General features: G+C 67.1%; 16 protein-coding genes and 1 tRNA gene. 10 read left to right on the top strand and 7 right to left on the bottom strand.

Features of this window, described 5'->3' with window-relative positions; genetic code table 11:
• Window positions 1-13: 13 nt before the first annotated feature.
• From E3O22_RS12035 to pstB, 6 genes are all read left to right on the top strand, one after another.
• A complete protein-coding gene (locus E3O22_RS12035) occupies window positions 14-2,188 on the top strand; it encodes an RNA degradosome polyphosphate kinase (RefSeq protein WP_134395044.1) in 2,175 nt (724 codons plus the stop codon).
• Window positions 2,185-3,123, top strand: a complete 939-nt coding sequence (locus E3O22_RS12030; RefSeq protein ID WP_134395045.1) for an NUDIX domain-containing protein — start codon at window positions 2,185-2,187, stop codon at window positions 3,121-3,123. The genes E3O22_RS12035 and E3O22_RS12030 overlap by 4 nt, the downstream gene beginning before the upstream one ends.
• 176 nt (window positions 3,124-3,299) lie before the next feature.
• A complete protein-coding gene (pstS, locus tag E3O22_RS12025) occupies window positions 3,300-4,388 on the top strand; it encodes a phosphate ABC transporter substrate-binding protein PstS (RefSeq protein ID WP_370448412.1) in 1,089 nt (362 codons plus the stop codon).
• 144 nt (window positions 4,389-4,532) lie between these two features.
• Window positions 4,533-5,477, top strand: coding sequence for a phosphate ABC transporter permease subunit PstC (gene pstC, locus E3O22_RS12020; protein WP_134395047.1), 945 nt, complete (start codon window positions 4,533-4,535; stop codon window positions 5,475-5,477).
• On the top strand, window positions 5,477-6,571 hold the full coding sequence (gene pstA / locus E3O22_RS12015; RefSeq protein WP_134395048.1) for a phosphate ABC transporter permease PstA: 1,095 nt from the start codon (window positions 5,477-5,479) through the stop codon (window positions 6,569-6,571). Before pstC ends, pstA begins: the two co-directional genes overlap by 1 nt.
• A 41-nt stretch (window positions 6,572-6,612) precedes the next feature.
• A complete protein-coding gene (gene pstB, locus E3O22_RS12010; protein ID WP_134395049.1) occupies window positions 6,613-7,392 on the top strand; it encodes a phosphate ABC transporter ATP-binding protein PstB in 780 nt (259 codons plus the stop codon).
• A gap of 116 nt (window positions 7,393-7,508) precedes the next feature.
• Here pstB and E3O22_RS12005 read toward each other — a convergent pair whose 3' ends face one another.
• The 4 genes from E3O22_RS12005 to E3O22_RS11990 all read right to left on the bottom strand — a co-directional run bounded on the left by E3O22_RS12005 (window position 7,509) and on the right by E3O22_RS11990 (window position 10,813).
• Window positions 7,509-8,411: an aminodeoxychorismate lyase gene (locus E3O22_RS12005; protein ID WP_241976630.1), complete on the bottom strand. Its 903-nt coding sequence runs from the start codon at window positions 8,409-8,411 to the stop codon at window positions 7,509-7,511.
• Window positions 8,412-8,486: 75 nt separating this feature from the next.
• Window positions 8,487-9,329, bottom strand: coding sequence for an anti-sigma factor domain-containing protein (locus tag E3O22_RS12000; RefSeq protein WP_134395050.1), 843 nt, complete (start codon window positions 9,327-9,329; stop codon window positions 8,487-8,489).
• The gene (gene sigK / locus E3O22_RS11995) at window positions 9,326-9,910 is read right to left on the bottom strand and encodes an ECF RNA polymerase sigma factor SigK (protein ID WP_134395051.1); all 585 of its coding nucleotides are present in this window, start codon (window positions 9,908-9,910) and stop codon (window positions 9,326-9,328) included. Before sigK ends, E3O22_RS12000 begins: the two co-directional genes overlap by 4 nt.
• A 273-nt stretch (window positions 9,911-10,183) precedes the next feature.
• The gene (locus tag E3O22_RS11990; protein WP_134395052.1) at window positions 10,184-10,813 is read right to left on the bottom strand and encodes a DNA-directed RNA polymerase subunit beta; all 630 of its coding nucleotides are present in this window, start codon (window positions 10,811-10,813) and stop codon (window positions 10,184-10,186) included.
• Window positions 10,814-10,932: 119 nt separating this feature from the next.
• Here E3O22_RS11990 and E3O22_RS11985 point away from each other — a divergent pair.
• Together E3O22_RS11985 and E3O22_RS11980 are read left to right on the top strand one after the other, a co-directional pair.
• Window positions 10,933-11,005 (top strand) — tRNA-Lys (locus E3O22_RS11985).
• Between the two features lie 177 nt (window positions 11,006-11,182).
• On the top strand, window positions 11,183-11,620 hold the full coding sequence (locus E3O22_RS11980) for a hypothetical protein (RefSeq protein ID WP_134395053.1): 438 nt from the start codon (window positions 11,183-11,185) through the stop codon (window positions 11,618-11,620).
• Window positions 11,621-11,655: 35 nt separating this feature from the next.
• Here E3O22_RS11980 and E3O22_RS11975 read toward each other — a convergent pair whose 3' ends face one another.
• From E3O22_RS11975 to E3O22_RS11965, 3 genes are all read right to left on the bottom strand, one after another.
• Window positions 11,656-12,852, bottom strand: a complete 1,197-nt coding sequence (locus E3O22_RS11975) for a GAF domain-containing protein (RefSeq protein WP_134395054.1) — start codon at window positions 12,850-12,852, stop codon at window positions 11,656-11,658.
• 123 nt (window positions 12,853-12,975) lie between these two features.
• The gene (locus E3O22_RS11970; protein ID WP_241976629.1) at window positions 12,976-14,310 is read right to left on the bottom strand and encodes a DUF445 domain-containing protein; all 1,335 of its coding nucleotides are present in this window, start codon (window positions 14,308-14,310) and stop codon (window positions 12,976-12,978) included.
• Between the two features lie 70 nt (window positions 14,311-14,380).
• Entirely contained in the window at window positions 14,381-16,297 is a 1,917-nt protein-coding gene (locus tag E3O22_RS11965; RefSeq protein WP_134395055.1) for a primary-amine oxidase, read from the bottom strand.
• 136 nt (window positions 16,298-16,433) lie between these two features.
• Here E3O22_RS11965 and E3O22_RS11960 point away from each other — a divergent pair, with 136 nt between their 5' ends.
• Together E3O22_RS11960 and E3O22_RS11955 are read left to right on the top strand one after the other, a co-directional pair.
• A complete protein-coding gene (locus E3O22_RS11960) occupies window positions 16,434-17,030 on the top strand; it encodes a TetR/AcrR family transcriptional regulator (RefSeq protein ID WP_134395056.1) in 597 nt (198 codons plus the stop codon).
• A gap of 114 nt (window positions 17,031-17,144) precedes the next feature.
• Entirely contained in the window at window positions 17,145-18,107 is a 963-nt protein-coding gene (locus tag E3O22_RS11955) for a helix-turn-helix domain-containing protein (protein WP_241976645.1), read from the top strand.
• Window positions 18,108-18,170: the final 63 nt, after the last annotated feature.

Genomic DNA, 18,170 nt, shown 5'->3' with positions numbered 1-18,170 from the left:
TCAAGATGGTTGAATGGACGGCGACAACATCCAGACCGACTCGGGCCTGGGCAGCGACTTTGACGATGATTTCGATCCCCTGATCGGCGTGAACGATCCGGCGCTCCCCACCGAGCGCTACCTCGACCGGGAACTGAGCTGGCTGGCCTTCAACCAGCGGGTGCTCGAGCTCGCGGAGGACTCCGATCTCCCGGCTCTGGAACGGGCGAACTTCCTGGCCATTTTCGCCAGCAACCTCGACGAATTCTTCATGGTGCGGGTCGCCGGCCTGAAGCGCCGCATCCTCACCGGGCTGGCCGTGCCGACCAACATCGGGCGCGCCCCGCAGGACGCCCTCTCCGACATTTCCACCACGGCCCACGTTCTGCAGGCGCGGCACGCGCACGCCTTCCAGGACCTCGTCAGCCCGGCCCTCGCCGAAGCCGGGATCGACATCGTCAACTGGGACACCCTGGACGACGCCGACCGCCGTTCCCTGCGCGACTACTTCTCGAACCAGATCTTCCCGGTGCTGATGCCCCTCGCGGTCGACCCGGTGCATCCATTCCCCTACATCTCCGGTCTCTCGCTGAACCTCGCGGTCCGGGTGCGCAACTCCAAAACCGGCAAGCAGGAGTTCGCCCGGCTCAAGGTGCCCACCATGCTCCCCCGCTTCGTGCGCGTGGACCGCCGCGAGAAGGCAGACAGCGTGCGCTTCATCACGCTCGAGGACCTGATCGCGAACCATCTCGGGGACCTGTTCCCGGGCATGGACATCCTCGAGCATCACGTCTTCCGGGTCACCCGCAACGAAGACGTCGAGATCGAAGAGGACGAGACCGAGAATCTGATCAAGGCCCTCGAGAAGGAGCTGCTGCGCCGCCGGTTCGGCCCGCCCATCCGTCTCGAGATCACCGAAGACATGGACGAGGTCACCCTCGGCCTGCTCGTGCGCGAGCTGGACGTCACCGACCAGGAGGTGTATCGCCTGCCGGCCCCGCTCGACCTGGGCGGCCTGTTCGACCTGCGGATCGACCGCCCGGACCTTCGCTACGTGAAGCACGTGCCGACGACGGCCGTTCAGCTGCTCGCCCCGGAACCGAACGCGGAACCGGACATCTTCAGCGCCATCTCGCGCCGGGACATCCTGCTGCATCACCCGTACGAATCGTTCGCGACCAGCGTGCAGGCGTTCCTCGAGCAGGCCGCGGCCGACCCGGACGTGCTCGCCATCAAGCAGACCCTGTACCGTACCTCGGGTGACAGCCCCATCGTCGAGGCGCTGATCGCAGCCGCCGAGTCGGGTAAGCAGGTACTCGCCCTGGTGGAGATCAAGGCCCGCTTCGACGAACAGGCCAACATCACCTGGGCCCGCAAGCTCGAGAAGGCCGGCGTGCACGTGGTCTACGGCCTCGTGGGCCTGAAGACGCACTGCAAACTCGCGCTCGTGGTGCGGAACGAAGACGGCGTTTTGCGCCACTACAGCCACATCGGCACCGGCAACTACAACCCCAAAACCAGCCGCCTCTACGAAGACCTCGGGCTCCTGACCGCGGACCCGCAGGTGGGCAAGGACCTCACCCGCCTGTTCAACGAACTCTCCGGCTACGCGATCGAGAAGAAGTTCAAGCGCCTGCTGGTGGCGCCGCTGCACCTGCGCCGCGCCCTGCTCAAGAGTATCGCGACGGAAACCGCGGCCGCCCAGGCCGGCAAGCCGTCGGGCATCCGGATCAAGGTGAACTCCATGGTCGACGAGGCCATCATCGACGCCCTGTACCGGGCCAGCCAGGCGCGCGTGCCGATCGAGATCTGGGTGCGCGGCATCTGCAGCCTGAAGCCCGGGGTCCCCGGGATGAGCGAGACCATCAAGGTGCGCTCGATTCTCGGGCGATACCTGGAGCACTCCCGGATCTTCTCGTTCCACACCAACGGTGACCCGCAGGTCTACATCGGCAGCGCCGACATGATGCACCGCAACCTCGACCGCCGGGTCGAGGCGCTGGTGCGCCTCGTCGACCCTGACCACCTGACCGAAATCGACGCCCTCTTCACCCGGGCCATGGACGACCGCACCTCATCGTGGTGGCTGGACAGCTCGGGCGAATGGACGCGCCACCACCTGGACGGCTCCGGCCATCCGCTCGACGACATGCAGAACAGGCTCATGCAACAAATCTCCCTCCGCAAGCGCCCGACGGGGCGCCGATGAGCGACCCTGCCATCTACGCTGCGGGCGCCGTCTGCTGGCGCCTGATCGACAGCAAGATCCACGTTCTCCTGATCCATCGCACCGTGTACGGCGACGTGACCATTCCCAAAGGGAAGGTCGACCCAGGCGAGACCCTGCCGCAGACGGCCGTGCGCGAGATCGGAGAGGAGACCGGCCTCGCCGTGGCCCTCGGCGTGCCACTGGGCATATCCGCCTACTCGCTGCTCAACGGCCGCGAGAAGATCGTGCACTACTGGGCCGCGGAAATCACGCCCGAGGCCATCCAGCACTCGACCTTCGTGCCCAACGGCGAGGTCGCGGCGATCGAGTGGGTCACCATCAAGAAGGCCCGCACCTACCTCAGTTACACGCCCGATGTGGAGATCATCGACGCGTTCGCCAAGCTCGTCGACACCGGTGTCACCCGCACCTTCGCCCTGATCGCGCTCCGCCACGGCAAGGCCGTGCAGCCCGGCAGCTGGGACGGCCCCGACTGCAGCCGGCCGCTGACCGAGCGCGGCGTCAAGCAGGCCGCCGCCATCGTGCCCACGATCACCGCCTGGCAGCCCCTGCGGATCGTGTCGAGCACGGCGACCCGCTGCGTGACCACCGTGGCCCCGCTCGCGGCGGCCACCGGCATCCAGATCAAGCGCACCGAACGCTACAGCCAGGACGCGTTCGAGCAGGGCCTGGCGGATGTCCGTTCCGGCATCGGCAAGCGGGTGCGGTCGCGGAAGACTGCCGTGATCTGCAGCCACGGGCCGGTTCTCCCCGAGATCCTGCACGAGATCGCGCTGGCCACCGGCACCACCCACGGTGCGTACATCTCCGACGCGGCGGCCCTCGACACCGGGTCGTTCTCGGTGGTGCACCTCTCCGCCGACAATCCGAGCGCGGGAATCGTCGCGATCGAAACACACTCGCCGGCCCTCTGACCACGGTATTCGGTGCATGCCCCGCTGCTTCTTTCGGCCTGCCCCGCCGCGTTCACCTTCCGTTAACCTTTTCGCAGGGGTGTCGTTAACCAGGCGGAATATGGTCACGGTGAGGCCAGCACCGGCCTCGAACCAGCAGTCACTTGTTATGAAGTCAACCCTCGAAAGGGATATCTGTGAATTTCATGCGTTTTGGCCGACCCGCGGTCATCGCCGTCGTCGCCGCACTGGCACTGTCTTCCTGCGCCGCGAACGAAGGCGCCGCACCGGAGTCCGACTCCGCCAGCGCCCTCACCGGCACGATCAACGCCGGCGGCGCGTCCTCCCAGGGCTCAGCCCAGGAAGCCTGGATCTCAGCGTTCCAGACCTCGAACCCGGACGTCACCATCAACTACGACCCGTCCGGTTCCGGCGCAGGTCGCGAGGCGTTCATCGCCGGTGGTTCCGACTTCGCAGGCTCCGACTCCTACCTGAGCGACGACGAGCTCGCCGGAACCTTCGGTTCCTGCGCAGCGGACACCACCGCGGTCGACCTTCCCGTCTACATCTCGCCCATCGCCGTGATCTTCAACGTCGATGGGGTCGACGACCTCAACGTCGACGCCGACACGCTGGCCAAGATCTTCTCCGGCGCCATCACCACCTGGAACGACCCGGCCCTGGTCGCCCTGAACGAGGGCGTCTCGCTCCCGTCGACCGCGATCACCGCCGTGCACCGCTCGGACGACTCGGGCACCACGAAGAACTTCGCGGACTACCTTGGCCAGAATGCCCCGGACGTGTGGACCGAGAAGGCTTCCGATACCTTCCCGTTCCAGACCGGTGAGGGTGCGCAGGGCACCTCGGGTGTCGTCGACGCCGTCACCAACGGCGTGGGCACGATCGGCTACGCCGACGCGTCGCGCGCCGGAGACCTCGGGGTCGCCAAGCTCAAGGTCGGTGACGAGTTCGTCGCGTACAGCGCCGAAGCCGCCGCCGCCGTCGTCGACGGTTCGCCTCTCGTCGAGGGCCGCGAAGCCAACGACCTCGCGTTCGACCTCAACCGCATGACCGACAACCCGGCCGAGTACCCGCTGGTCCTGGTCAGCTACGCGATCGTTTGCACCGAGTACGCCGACCCCGCCCAGGCTGAGCTCGTCAAGGCCTACGTCGGCTACATGGCCAGCGCCGAGGGCCAGGCCGAAGCGGAAGCATCCGCCGGCGCGGCACCGATGACGACCGAACTTCAGGACAAGGTCGCAGCGGTTCTCGAGACCATCAAGTAGCACCTGCTTCACCGTTCCTCAGCTGCCCGATCCGGGACTCGCATGGCTTGCGAGCTCCGGGTCGGGCAGACTGGGGTTCGTGGCCTGTGACCCGAACCTCTCTTTCTCAGCTTTCGCCCCAACCCTCCCAGGGAGATACCCGGCATGACGACCGCAGTAGAGCGACCCTCGCTCAAGGCCAAGGAACGCCCCGGCGACCGCATCTTTTCCACGAGCACGATTGTGGCCGGCAGCCTCATCCTGGCGATTCTCGCCGCCGTCGCGGCCTTCCTGGTCGTGCAGAGCCTGCCGGCCTTTCTCGCCGACCCGGAGGAGTTCAAGGGTGACACCAGCAACTTCTGGTCGTATGTCTGGCCGCTCGCGTTCGGCACACTCTGGTCGGCGTTCCTCGCGCTGATCATGGCCGTGCCCGTCGCCATCGGCATCGCGCTCTTCATCTCGCACTATGCCCCCCGCAAGCTCGCGCAGGGCCTGGGCTACCTGATCGACCTTCTCGCCGCCGTGCCCTCCGTCGTCTTCGGGCTGTGGGGCATCGGCGTGCTCGCTCCGCTCGTGCAGCCGTTCTACACGAACCTGGTCGAGTGGTTCGGCTGGATCCCCCTCTTTGCCGGCCCGGTTTCCGGCACCGGGCGCACGACGCTCACGGTCGCCATCGTGCTGGCCGTCATGGTCTTGCCGATCATCACGGCGCTGTCCCGGGAGATCTTCCTGCAGACCCCCGTGCTGTACGAGGAGGCCTCACTGGCCCTCGGCGCAACTCGCTGGGAAATGATCACCATGGCCGTGCTGCCCTTCGGCCGCGCCGGGATCATCTCCGCCTCGATGCTCGGCCTCGGCCGGGCCCTGGGTGAAACCATGGCCGTCGCCATGGTGCTCTCACCGAGCCGGGACGTCATCTTCCAGCTTCTGACCTCGCAGAACCCCACCACAATCGCCGCGAACATCGCCCTCAACTTTCCGGAGGCGCACGGGGTCGGCGTCAACATTCTGCTCGCGACGGGCCTCATTCTCTTCGTCATCACGCTCGTGGTGAATATGATCGCCCGCGTCATCATCAACCGCCGCAAGGCATTCTCCGGAGCGAACTGATGAGCCTGACGACCACGAACACGGCCGCGCCCCTGACGAACTCCCTCACCGCGGGCAAGCTTCCTCGGCACACCTCTCTGGCAGTGCTCCTGGCCAGCTGGCTGGTCACAGGCGCGTTTTTCTTCGTGGTGATGCTCTCCGGCGCCGCCGAGGGATTCAACGTCGTCGGAACGCTCTTCTTCGGCACCGCCGTCTACTGCGTCGCCATCTACCTGCTCTCGTACTTCGTCGAGGGCGTGCGCAAGGCCAAGGACCGCCTGGTCACCGCCCTCGTGACCGTGGCCTTCGTGGTCGCCCTGCTGCCGCTCTTCTCGCTCGTCATAACCACCCTGGTCAACGGACTGCCGGCGTTCCTCACCCCGAGCTTTTTCACGCAATCCCAGCGCAACGTCGTGGGCGAGGGCGGCGGAGCCTTGCACGCCGTCATCGGCACGCTGCTGATCACCGGTGTGGCCACGCTCATTTCGGTGCCGATCGGCCTCCTCGCAGCGATCTACCTCACCGAGTACGGCCGAGGCCGGCTCGCGCGGGCGATCACGTTCTTCGTCGACGTCATGACCGGCATCCCGTCGATCGTCGCGGGACTCTTCGCGTTCGCCCTGTTCTCTCTCCTGTTCAACGACCCCGGCATCCGTTTCGGATTCGGCGGCGCCATCGCCCTCACAGTGTTGATGATCCCCGTCGTCGTTCGTTCGAGCGAGGAAATGCTGAAGCTTGTTCCCAACGAGCTGCGCGAGGCGGCATACGCGCTCGGTGTGCCGAAATGGCTGACCATCGTCAAGGTCGTGCTGCCGACATCCCTCGCCGGGATCGTGACCGGGATCATGATCTCGATCTCCCGCGTGATCGGTGAGACGGCGCCGCTGCTGATCATCTCCGGGTTCACGGCCAGCATGAACTACGACCTGTTCAACGAGCGCATGATGACCCTGCCCGTGTTCGTCTACACCCAGTACGCCAACCAGGGCGCAGACACTCAGTCCTACCTCGACCGTGCCTGGGCCGGCGCTCTGACGCTCATCTTGATCGTGATGCTATTGAACCTGGGCGCGCGCGTCATCGCCAAAATCTTCTCCCCCAAGCTCGGCCGCTAGGCTCCACCTCCCGGCCTCGGCCGTCTGATCCAAAGGAATGCATGTCCAAGCGCATTGAAGTCAACGACCTCAACGTCTACTACAGCAAGTTTCTGGCTGTCGAAGACGTGTCGTTGGTGATCGAGCCTCGTACCGTGACGGCCCTGATCGGCCCCAGCGGATGCGGCAAGTCCACGTTCCTGCGCACGCTGAACCGCATGCACGAGGTCATCCCCGGGGCCTACGTCACGGGCGATGTACTCATCGACGGCAACAACCTCTATGGCCCGGGCGTCGACCCGGTGCTCGTGCGCCGCCAGGTGGGCATGGTGTTCCAGCGCCCGAACCCATTCCCGACCATGTCGATCGGCGACAACGTGCTGGCCGGCGTGAAGCTCAACAACCGCCGGATGGCCAAGTCCGACGCCGACGATCTGATCGAGAAGTCGCTGCAGGGCGCGAACCTCTGGAAAGAGGTCAAGGACCGCCTCGACAAGCCCGGCTCGAGCCTCTCCGGAGGGCAGCAACAGCGCCTCTGCATCGCACGCGCGATCGCGGTGCAGCCCGACGTCATCCTGATGGACGAGCCGTGCTCGGCCCTCGACCCGATCTCGACGCTGGCGATCGAGGACCTGATCGAGGAGATGAAGGCCGACTACACGATTGTGATCGTCACTCACAATATGCAGCAGGCATCCCGGGTCTCCGACCGCACCGGATTCTTCAACATCGCCGGCACCGGCAAGCCCGGCAAGTTGATCGAGTACGACGACACGACCACGATCTTCTCCAACCCGAGCGAGCAGGCCACCGAGGACTACGTCTCCGGCCGCTTCGGCTAGGCCCGGTTCCGTGCCTGGCGCGCGAACAGCACTGCGCCCTGGCTCCGTGCCCCGAACGAATTCGACGGAGATTGGTTAGCACGCGGGCTGCCGGGCGACGGGCTGCGGCTGGTGCGTCAGACGGTGCGGGCCAGCAGGGCGGCGTTGAGGGTGCGGGTGCGCTCGGAGTCGACGGGCATCGGTCTGCCATCGAGTTCGGTCACGTGCACGGCCAGGCGCAGGCTGGAGAGCAGCCACACGGAATCCGCCGACCGTAGCTCGTCGACGCTCACGTCGCGGTATTCCGTGCGCTCCCCTGCGGCCCGAAGATGCTCGAACGCGCTCTGTTGGGTGGTGCCGTGCAGGATTGCTCCGCTCGGCAGGGGAGAGACGTAGACGTCGCCCCTGCAGAGCATCACGCTCGAGGTGGGCCCCTCGAGCACGAAGCCGTCGTGGGTGAGGAAGATCGCGTCGTCGGCGCCGCGGCGGCGGGCCTCCCTGAGGGCGGCCATGTTGACCGCATAGCTGAGCGTCTTCGCGCCCATCAGGAGCCAGGGCGCCTGCTCTGCGACGCCGTGCGGGTAGCCGCGGTCCAGCGTGACCGCCCGGATGCCGTCCTCGCGGACGACGGCGAAGTCGGGCGCAGGTGTCGCGTGAAGCCAGGCCGTGGGTGCCGGGCCGGAGTCGACACCGCGGCTGTAGACGAGTTTGAGCACGACTTCACCCTCGTGCGGGACGCGGTCGACCACGTGCGCGATCGCGGCCCGCCACTGGGCCGTGTTCGGCTCGGGCAGCTCACAGGTCGCGGCCGAGGTGCCCAGCCGGGCAAGGTGTGGGCCGACCGCCTGCGGGTGGCCGCCGACCACGCCAAGGGTCTCGAAGACGCCGTCGCCCCGCTGGGCGCTCAACTCCCCCACCCGCAACGCCGGGGCGTCCGAGTCCACCTCGTGGAACGTGTCGTCGAATTCCGTCTGCGGCGCGTCGGCGGGAACCGGGTCGAGGAGCAGGGTGAAGGGCAGCGTCATTCGCCGAACAGTCATTTGACGAGCATAGAGGATCGGGTCAGGAACAGGTCAGGATCGGGGTCGGGTCGGGATCGACTCAGCTCGAGCAACTCAGGAGCTCTGGATGGCGAGGATCGGGTCGCTGGTGGGCTGCTCGGAGCCGCCCTTCGGCTCGACCGTGACGCCGATCGTGTCGCCGGCGGTGAGGCTGCCGTCGAGCACGCGCCAGACGGTGCCGGTGCCGGACGAGTCGAAGATTCCGGCGGGAACCGCGCCTGAGCCGCCGATGTACCAGAGCTGGTAGTCCCGGTCGGACGGCAAGTCAGGCAGGTCGTCGACCAGGAGCGCTGAGAGTCCGCTCTCTTCGGACCAGACCAGGGTGGCTTCCTGACCGTCGGCGGTGGTCGCCGACGCGCGCTGGATGTCAGCGGCCGCCGTGATTTGCACGAGACCGGCCGCCTGGTCCTGTTCGAATTGGTCGGACTCCAGGGATTGGCCGGCGAAGGTGCCGCCCGCGAAGAGGGCGACGGCCGCGGCGGCCGCCGCGAGAACGCCGACGGGTCGCTGGAACCAGCGCAGGCGGGCGCGCTCGGTGGCGCTGCCCGCTGCAGTGGCGCCCTGGATCGGCGCGGGATCGACGCGCGGTGCGGGGGTGGCCGGTGCCGTCTGATCTGCCGGCCGGGGCGCGAGCTGCGGCGTGGCGGCGAGTTTAGCCATCAGGGAGGCCCTGAGTCCGGCCGAGGGTTGCACGGGGGCGGCGGCAAGGCCCAGCGCCACCGCGGTGTCACTCAGCTCGGCCGCCTCGATGCGGGCCGGCTCGGATGCCTTGAGGTGCTCCTCGTAGACGGCGGCCTCTTCCGCGCCCAGGGCGTGGAGGGCGTAGGCGCCGGCGAGCTCGCCCGGGTTCTGCGCGGCGGCGCTGCGGGGGTCGTCATTCCGGTTGTTGTCACTCATGACGCCACTCCCAACTCGTCGCGCAGGCGGATCATGCCGTCGCGCAGCCTCGTTTTCACAGTTCCGAGTGGGATCTGCAACCGCTCGGCGACTTCACTCTGGCTGAGGCCGCCGTAGTAGGCGAGGCTGATCGCCTGGCGTTGCAGTTCCGTCAATCTGGACATCGCTTTTTCCACCCTTTCGTGCTCGATTCGTACTCCGACCGTTTCGGACACCTCGTCGTAGGCAACCGCAAGATCCCGGATGCCGATTTTGATATCCCGGTCGCGGCTGGCCTGCGACGACCGAATCCGGTCGATCGCCCGGCGGTGCGCCATGGTCAGGATCCAGGTCGACGCCCCGCCGCGCTGGGCCTCGTACCTCGTCGCCGTCTGCCAGATCTCCAGGAAGATCTCCTGCGTCACTTCCTCCGACTGCGAGGGATCAACCAGCAGACGTCGAACGAGACCAAGAACACGCGCGGCCATCCGGTCATACAGCTCTCCAAATGCTCCTTCGTCTCCCTGCGCCACCCGGCCCATCAATTCCTCATGGGAGACAGGAACAGTCCCCTCCCGGTTGACGTTGAATTCAGCACTCATGAGAACAAGCATCTCAGGTCTTGTCCACGTCCATGGTTCGACGCGGAGCCCGAATCGGATTGGTGTGTCACAACAGGCGGAGGGAGAGTGAAGGCCGGACCGCAGAACGCCTCTCGGCGCGAGGCCGCTCACAGCGGCGAATATTGGAGCCCGGGGTTACTGCGGCCCGACCAGAGACCAGTGTAAACGACTCGGATGCGGATCGCGCACCCGGCGGGACGGCTCGCGGCCGATCAGTCCACACGGGTCAGGTGGACCGATCAGTCGGACGGGTCAGTCCAGCGAGTCACTGCGCCAGAGCCGGGCGCAGGAGCCGAACTCCTGGGCGGTGGTGGAGAACCGGAGGGCGCGGGTGGTCAGTTCGGTGGACCGGAGCGGTTCGGTCGTCTCCAGGTCGTCCGCGACGCTGGTGCAGCCGACGGAGACGACGCGGCAGAACGCCGCTGCGCGGTCGAGTGCCACGGCGAAATCCCCGGTGAAGATCCCCCGCAAGATCTGGTCGGCCAGGACGATGATCTCCGCCGTGCCCGTGGGCACTGCCGCCCCGGCGACGACCGGGTCGATCGCCACGGTGACCTCGGTTCCGCGCTGGTAGAGGAACGCCGTGCCCTCGGGATCCTGGCGGATGAGCAACCGCACCAGGTAGATCCGCCAGAGTGCCCCGGGCAGGCTGCGCGGCGTTGCCCGCGACCAGAGTTCGGCCACCGCGTCGACGCCGTTCTCGTCGGTGTAGGTCACGAGCCGCTCGACGATGTCGGGGTCAGGGTCGCTGCGCACGCGGGCCAGAAGCGCGTGCGCGGTTTCATGCGCCACCCGGCTGATCATTGCCGGGTCTTCGCCCCCCTGGAAGGACTCGAATTTGCTGCCGGAGAACTGGGTCGGCTTGTGGAAATTCTCGGCCATGGCATCCTCCTGGGCTCGGTTTCGTGTTCGCTGTGGGCACATCCGTCTCGTCTGCAGAAAACCCTCTCCCACGGTACCGAGAAAAACGGATCCGGAATCCCCTGTACATTATTAACCGCGGGCCTCTAGCTCAGTTGGTAGAGCAAAGGACTTTTAATCCTTGGGTCGTCGGTTCGAGCCCGACGGGGCCCACTCTCAGGATCAGCGTCGGTGCAAACCCGGGTCTCGGCGTGTCGCCCGGGCCCGGCGTCGACTCCGGACTCCCGGCGAGCACCCAGCGATGATTCGGGCGGCGTTCGGGTAGCTCCTCCATACTTCTCTGACATGGTGCCGGCATGCCCGATGCCGACGACCTGAGAAGGAGGCCCCGTGGGCAGAGTGAATGAAGAAGTTGAAATCGAGACCGGGATCATCACCCGATACCGGCGTCACCCCAACGGACGCGGACTGGTGTCCCCCAGCGCGCGCGTGCATCCCGAGGCGTTCGTGTCCCGAACCGCCTACGTGGAGAGCGGTGCGCGGGTTGGGGCGGAGGCGTGGATCGGCCCCGGCAGTTGGATCGACCTGGGCGCGGTCATCGGTTCTCACGTGTTCATCGGCCAGAATGTGCACGTCGGCGCGGACGTCGTCGTCGGCAGCGCCGCGCGGCTGGGCAGCTATGTGCGGATCGGTCGCGGGGCACGGCTCAGCCCCGGAGCGGTCGTCGAACGCGATCTGCGGGTCCCGGACAAAGCCGTAATCGGCGCGGCCCCGCGCACGCGCCTGTCGCCCGGATCGGCACCCGCCGGTGTCGCCCACGCCGCCTAGGGGCGCGTTCACGAGCGTGTTTACGGGCGCGTTCGCTACTCGGCGGTGAAGGGGCTTGCGAGTTCTCGCTGCACCATCAGCGCCAACTCCCGCAACAGCACGAGGTCGACGGTTCCTGCCGCCCTCGGCTCCGAGTCGAACACGCAGAGGGCCCCGATGAGCTCCCCCGACGGCGACTCGATCGGGAATCCGGCGTAGAACCTGATCTGCGGCTCACCCACCACGAGTGGATTGCCTCGGAAGCGCTCGTCGAGGAGGGCATCCGGGATCACCATCGCCGCGGTGCCCTGGATGGTGGTCGCGCAGAACGAATTGGACCGCAGTGACTCGGCATCGGCCACGCAGATGCGGGCCTTATGCCACTGGCGATCGCCATCGATCACCGTGAGCGCCGCGGACTGGGTGCCGAACAGGGTGCGCGCCAGTGCCGCGATGCGGTCGAAGCGCTCCTCCGGTGGGGTGTCGACGATCCCGAGCTGGTCGACCGCGAGCTGGCGCCGCGCCTCCTTCGCCCTCGCCTGGTCGTCGGAGGGCACCGGTTCGGCGTCAGGGGTCGGGACCCGGTCGGCGCCGAGGAGCGGCGCCATCCGGGAGGCGAGAACGTCGGCCCAGTGCGCATACGTCTCCGTGGACCGGTACCGGCCCGGCGGCGGCGTCGGCGCCGCACTGGACGGCACGAACAGGACCTCGTCGCCGCAATCGGCAACGAGCCGTACCGTCACCCGGTTCAGGAGGCGGCCGTGGTGCTCTGCCAGATTTCCCAGCCTGGAATCGAACACAGGGATCGACCGGATGGGCTGGATTCCCGCCACGATGATGCGGGTGCTGCGGGACGATGACGCCGTGAGGAACCGGAGCAGATTCGCCAGATCGCGCCGCCAGGCCCGGAGGGAAACCAGGTTCACGGCCTCGTTCACGCCCAGGACCAGCACGATCGCGTCGAACCGGGTGAGCCGCACCCCGGTCAGCTCGAGGAGGGCCGTGGCGACGGTCATGCGGGGATTGACGATGAGGTCGACGTCGACCCCGCGGCCGGTCTGCGCGGACAGGGCGCGGGCGAGCGAGCCGGGTAGTGCCAGGTTGTGGCTCATGACCCCGCGGCCGACCGCCAGCCCCGAGCCGAGGATGAGGATCCGGTCGGGATCAATGCCCGCGGAGTGCGCTTGCGGAGCATCCGTGGGCATGGGGACATTGCCGAAGCCGCGCTCGGACGCGGCGGCCCAGGTGCGCATGGCGGGAGCCAGCGCCCATCGTATAAGTTCCCGCACAGATGCCCCTTTGTTGCTAAGACACAAGGGTGTATCCAAGACCGGATTTCAAGTATCCCCCATTCGGGGCGGGAGTACAGGGCCGCGTTACACCAGTGCCACAACGGCCTGGGCGAGCGCGAAAATGACCAGGCCGGCGAGCGCGCCCACCACGGTGCCGTTGATGCGGATGAACTGGAGGTCCTTTCCGATCTGCAGTTCGATCTTCTCGGCCGTCTCGGCCGCGTCCCACCGCGCGACGGTTTCCGTGATCACCTCGGCGATCTCGTGCCGGTACCGGCGCACGATGTAGCTTGCACTGTCGGCCAGCCACCGGTCGATGCGGGCGCCGAGGGCCGGGTCGGTGGACAGCCTCCCGCCGACCTCCATGACGGTCGAGCGGATGCCCGTGCGCAACCCGCTCGAGGGGTCGTTCAGAGCCGCCGTCAGGGAGACCTTCGCGGCCTCCCAGGTTTTGCTCGCGAAATCGCGCAGCCGGGCGCTGTCGAGCAGGTCGAGCTTGAGCGCCTCCACCCGCTCGATCATCGCCGGCTCGTGCTGCAGGTCGTCGGTCACCTCGACGAGGTAACGATCGATGGCCTGGCGGAGCGGATGCGCGGCATCCGCACGCACGGTGGCCACGAAGGCGAGCACCTCCCGGTGCGCCTTGTCGTCGACCAGCTTGTCGACGAAACCGGGGAGCCAGGTCGGCAGACGCTGGGACACGGCCCGCCCGAAGGCCTCCGGATGCTCCAACAGCCAGCCCTCGGCCCGTTCCAGCAGCAGGTCGACGGCGGCGTGCTGCTGCCCCGATTCGACCAGCCGCGCCCCCACGTGCCCGATTGTCGGACCCCATTCCGGCTTCAGCAGGTTCTCGCGGGCCACGGTTTCGATCAGCTCCTGGATCGCGTCGTCGCTGAGCAGGTTGAGCAGGCCGGCGCCCGCCACCGCGACCTCGTCGGTGAGCCGACGCGAGTTCTCCTCCTGGGAGAGCCACGCGCCGAGCCGACGGGACGCACCCAGCGACTCGAGCTTGCCACGGATGACCGCCTCGGACAGGAAATTCGTCTCGACGAATTCACCCAGGCTGGCACCGATCTCGTCCTTGCGGCTAGCGATGATGTTCGTGTGCGGAATGCGCAGGCCGAGCGGGTACCGGAACAGGGCCGTCACGGCGAACCAGTCCGCTATGGCGCCGACCATGCCACCCTCGGCCGCGGCGCGCACGTACTGCAGCCACGGGTAGCTCTCCTGCAGCGCGAACGAGGTGGCGAACACCACCGCCATCAGGACGAGCAGGCCGATGGCGAGCCGCTTCATGCGGATCAGGGCCGTCAGGCGTACGGCGTCCGGCAGGCTCAGCGGCGGCCGGGCGGCGCCTGCCACCCGTGCTGCACGGGGACCGGTCTCGGTCTGGTTGTTCTGCACCATCTTCTCGGCCATCCTCCCAGACTGCCGGATCGCGGCCGGGGAGGGAAACCCCGGCTCCCCTCGACCCCGGCGCGCCGAATACTCAGCAGTGGCAGTGTCCCTCTTCGACGGGCGTCGACGGCGGCACATCGAGCACCGGGCTGCGGTCGAAGAAGCCATCGGGCCTCAGCTTGAATCCGGCGGTGTCCACGGGCATGATCGGCCAGTCCTCGATGCGCGGATAGTGGGTGAGGCCGAACGTGTGCCAGAGCACGATGTCCTGGCCGTCGATGTCGCGGTCGGCTTCGATGTAGGCAGGCAGGCCGGCGCCGCCCGCGTGCTGATTGACGAAGTCGCCGGTCGGGTAGCGCTCGTCCTCGGCGTACCGGGTCACCCACAGGTCCTTGGTCGCGAAGGCCGCCCGGCGGGCCACGGACGAGTTCTCGTCGGCCAGCAGGGTCGGCTGGCCCTCCGGGTACAGCTTGTACCCGACCGGTTCACCAAGCCGGTTCAGCACGTTCGGGTTGGAGACGAGCCAGGTGCGCCCGCTGCGCATGTCGGCCTCGCGAACCCCTTCGGATTCCCGGGCCAGGAGGGTGCGCCGACGCGTGAAGGCGTTCCCGCGCTCGTTGCCGGGCCCCATCGGCACGCGCACGGCCTCCTCCTCCTCGACCCGGTTGGTGTTGCCGTCAAGGGCCATGTCCAGGCGGGCGCTGAACAGGTGCTGGTGGAACGGCGCACCCAGACCCGGGGCCAGCTCCGAGGCATACGGATAGTCCTTGCCGGGGTAGGCGCTGGTGAACACGACGCCGGTGGCCTTGGCCTCGAGCTCGATCGTGCCGTCGAGGTAGAGGTACCAGTAGAAGCCGTAGTCGTAGTTGCCCACGGTCGTGAAGAAGGAAATCACCAGGCGCCGGTTGCGTCGGGTGTATTCGATGCCCGACCAGAGGTCGCTGTGTTTGGCGAGGATGCTCCAGTCCTCCTCGTGCATGCAGATGCCGTTCCGGATCGTGCGCGGGTTGCCGAAGCCATCCGTGATGACCGGGCTCAGATAGGTGATGTCGCCGAGGCAGTCGCAACCGAGTTCCAGCGAATTGGCGTACTGGCCGACCAGGTACTCGCCCGTGTCGAAGTAGTTCTGCCAGGACCGCACGGGCGCAGGGTCTCCGTAGGGCACGACCATCTCCGCGATCGACGCCCGATTGATCACAGACCGCCGGACTCCGTTGTCGTCAAAGCCGATGTTGTGCAGCACGACCCCTTCACGCACGTCGAAGCCCACATCCAGGCTCCACTTCTCCCACTCGACGTGGTTGCCGCCGGTCACGGTGAAGCTTGGACCCTCCGGCTGGGTGATCTCGATCGGCTTGAGCGTCTCACGCAGCGGCCCGGTCAACACGGGATCGGTGTAGTTGCCGTGCTCGGCCGGGATCGGGACGACGCCGAAGTCGATCACCTGATCGACGGTCCTGCTGACGATGTCCACGTAGGCGACAAGGCCGTCGATGGGGTGCGCCCAGGCGCTGTCCTCGGGGAAGTCCTGTACGAAGGCGAGGCCGCGCAGGATGCGACGGCCCTTCTCCTCCGGGTATTCGAAGACCCCCGCGGACAGCGGCGCCACCCGCACGGTGGCCACGTCGAGGCCGCGGTCGGCCAGGGCCATGAGCCAGCGTTCATCGTGGGTGAGCAGTTCCTCGACCGCGGCGAATTCCTCCTCGAGCACCGGGAGCTCTCCGGTCACCGCGGTGTCGAGCACGACCACGGACTCGACCGACTGCCGGGTGGCGGACACGGTCACGTCCCGGGGCGCGCTGCAGCCCGACACGTCGTGCAGGAATACCCGGAACCGCCGGTCGCACTCCCCCGCGGCGCCGCGGGGCGGGTCGAGCAAGCCCAGATAGGCCACCCGGATGCTCTCATCGAGCAGGCCGGCATCGGCCAGAAGACTGCGCACCGAGAGGATCTCCTCCGCGGACGCGAGGGCGTACGCGGCGGTGACTGCGAGTGAAACGGAAGTCATGGTTACCCTTTCCGGGGCTGTGAGCGGCCGGATGGAGGCATCCATCCGCAATCTATTTTCTATAGTTGTAGAACCATAGGCGGTCGCTAAGCTCGCTGGCAAGGGCTTTTTTTGCCCGATGCAGCGGGAGGGCAGTATGCCGAAGGTTGTCGACCACGACCGGCGACGAGTGGAATTGGTCGAGGCGACCTGGCGGATCATCGCCCGCCACGGCATCGAAGGCGCGACCATGCGGGACATCGCCGCCGAGGCCGGCTTCGCCAACGGCGCCCTGAAACCGTATTTCCCGACCAAGGACGACCTCCTGGCCTTCGCGTTCAGCCACGTTTTCAGCCAGACGGGCCGGCGCATGACCGACGCCACCGTCGGCAGCTTCGGGCTGGGCGCTCTCCGGGCCTACTGCCTCGAAATCCTCCCGCTGGATGACATCCGGGTCAGCGAGGCCCGCATCGTCATCCCGTTCTGGCAGAAGGCGTTGACGAATGCCTCGAAAGCCGAGCTGCACGCGACCGCGATGTTGCAGTGGCGCGACACCATGTGCGGGCATCTCCGGGAAGCCAGGGCCGCCGCCGAGCTGCGCACTCCCATTCCGGACGAGGACCTCGCGGGACTCCTGATGAACCTCGTGCTCGGCGCCCAGATCACCGCCGTGCTCTCCCCGATCGAGAACTCCCCGGCCCGGCTCGTGGCGCAGCTGGATGCCTGCCTCCGGCTGATCGCCGAGGGACACTGAGCCTCCACCTTTTTTCGACAGACGTGGAAAAAAAGTGACAAACGCTGCGTGCCTGGGCTAAATTACTGGAAATATGTGTACGCGTTCACGCTGGCAAAGGAGCTACCCGTGACCCTGACGACCGTAACCGTCCCGCCAAATCGGGTCTTCGACCCGGTGCAGTGCGCCCGGGCGGACACCTTCGCCGAGTGGCGCACACTGGTCTCCGACTCTTTCGTTCCGCTGGAGGTGCGTTCGGATGCGACGGAGTTCCAGGGGACGCTGCGTTCCCGCGTGCTCGATGAACTCTCGATCGTCGAGGTCACCGCCAACGGCCATCAGGTTCTGCGCACCCCCGCGCTCATCTCCCGGTCGGACCGGCACTATTTCAAACTCAATCTGCAGCTCTCCGGGCACGGCATCTTGATCCAGGACAACCGGGAAGCCCACCTGCGCCCCGGCGACCTCGCGGTCTACGACACGCACCGCCCCTACACTCTCGCGTTCGAGCAGAATTTCCGGACCCTGGTGCTGATGTTCCCCCACGAGGCCCTCGACCTGCCGGTCGAATCGGTCGGCCAGCTCACCGCACGAAGAATGGCCGGAGACGCGGGACTCGGCCGGATGATCAGCCCGTTCATGGTGCAGCTCGCCGAGAACCTCGAGGCCTTGTCCGGCACGACCGGATACCGCCTGGCCTACAACGCCGTCGACCTCGTCGCCACGATGTTCGAGAGCGAGTTGAGCATTCGCCGCGAACCCGTGGCCGGAACGCATGGGGACCTGCTCACCAGCATCCGTCAATACATCGAGGCCGAACTCGGCGACCCGGAGCTCTCCCCCGCCGGCATCGCCGCCGCGCATTTCATTTCCACCCGCCAGCTGCACAAGGTGTTCCATGAGGCCGACACGACGGTGTCCAGCTGGATCCGCGCACGCCGGCTCGAACGGTGCCGTCGGGACCTGCGCGACCCCATCCTCACGGACCGGTCCGTCGGTGTCATCTCCGCGCGGTGGGGTTTACTCGACCCCGCGCACTTCAGCCGAATCTTCCGCACCGCTTTCGGCGAACCCCCCAGCACGTACCGGCGCGGCTGAGGGCCGCGGGAGAGCCGTCGCGCTCCGGCAAGTTCCGTTCGTTGAAAAACAAGTCCGCGGCCC

This window comes from Cryobacterium sp. TMT2-18-2 (genome assembly GCF_004402245.1).
Classification (GTDB): domain Bacteria; phylum Actinomycetota; class Actinomycetes; order Actinomycetales; family Microbacteriaceae; genus Cryobacterium; species Cryobacterium sandaracinum.
Note: the sequence above shows the minus strand (reverse complement) of the source record. Positions and strands in the feature narration are given on the sequence as shown.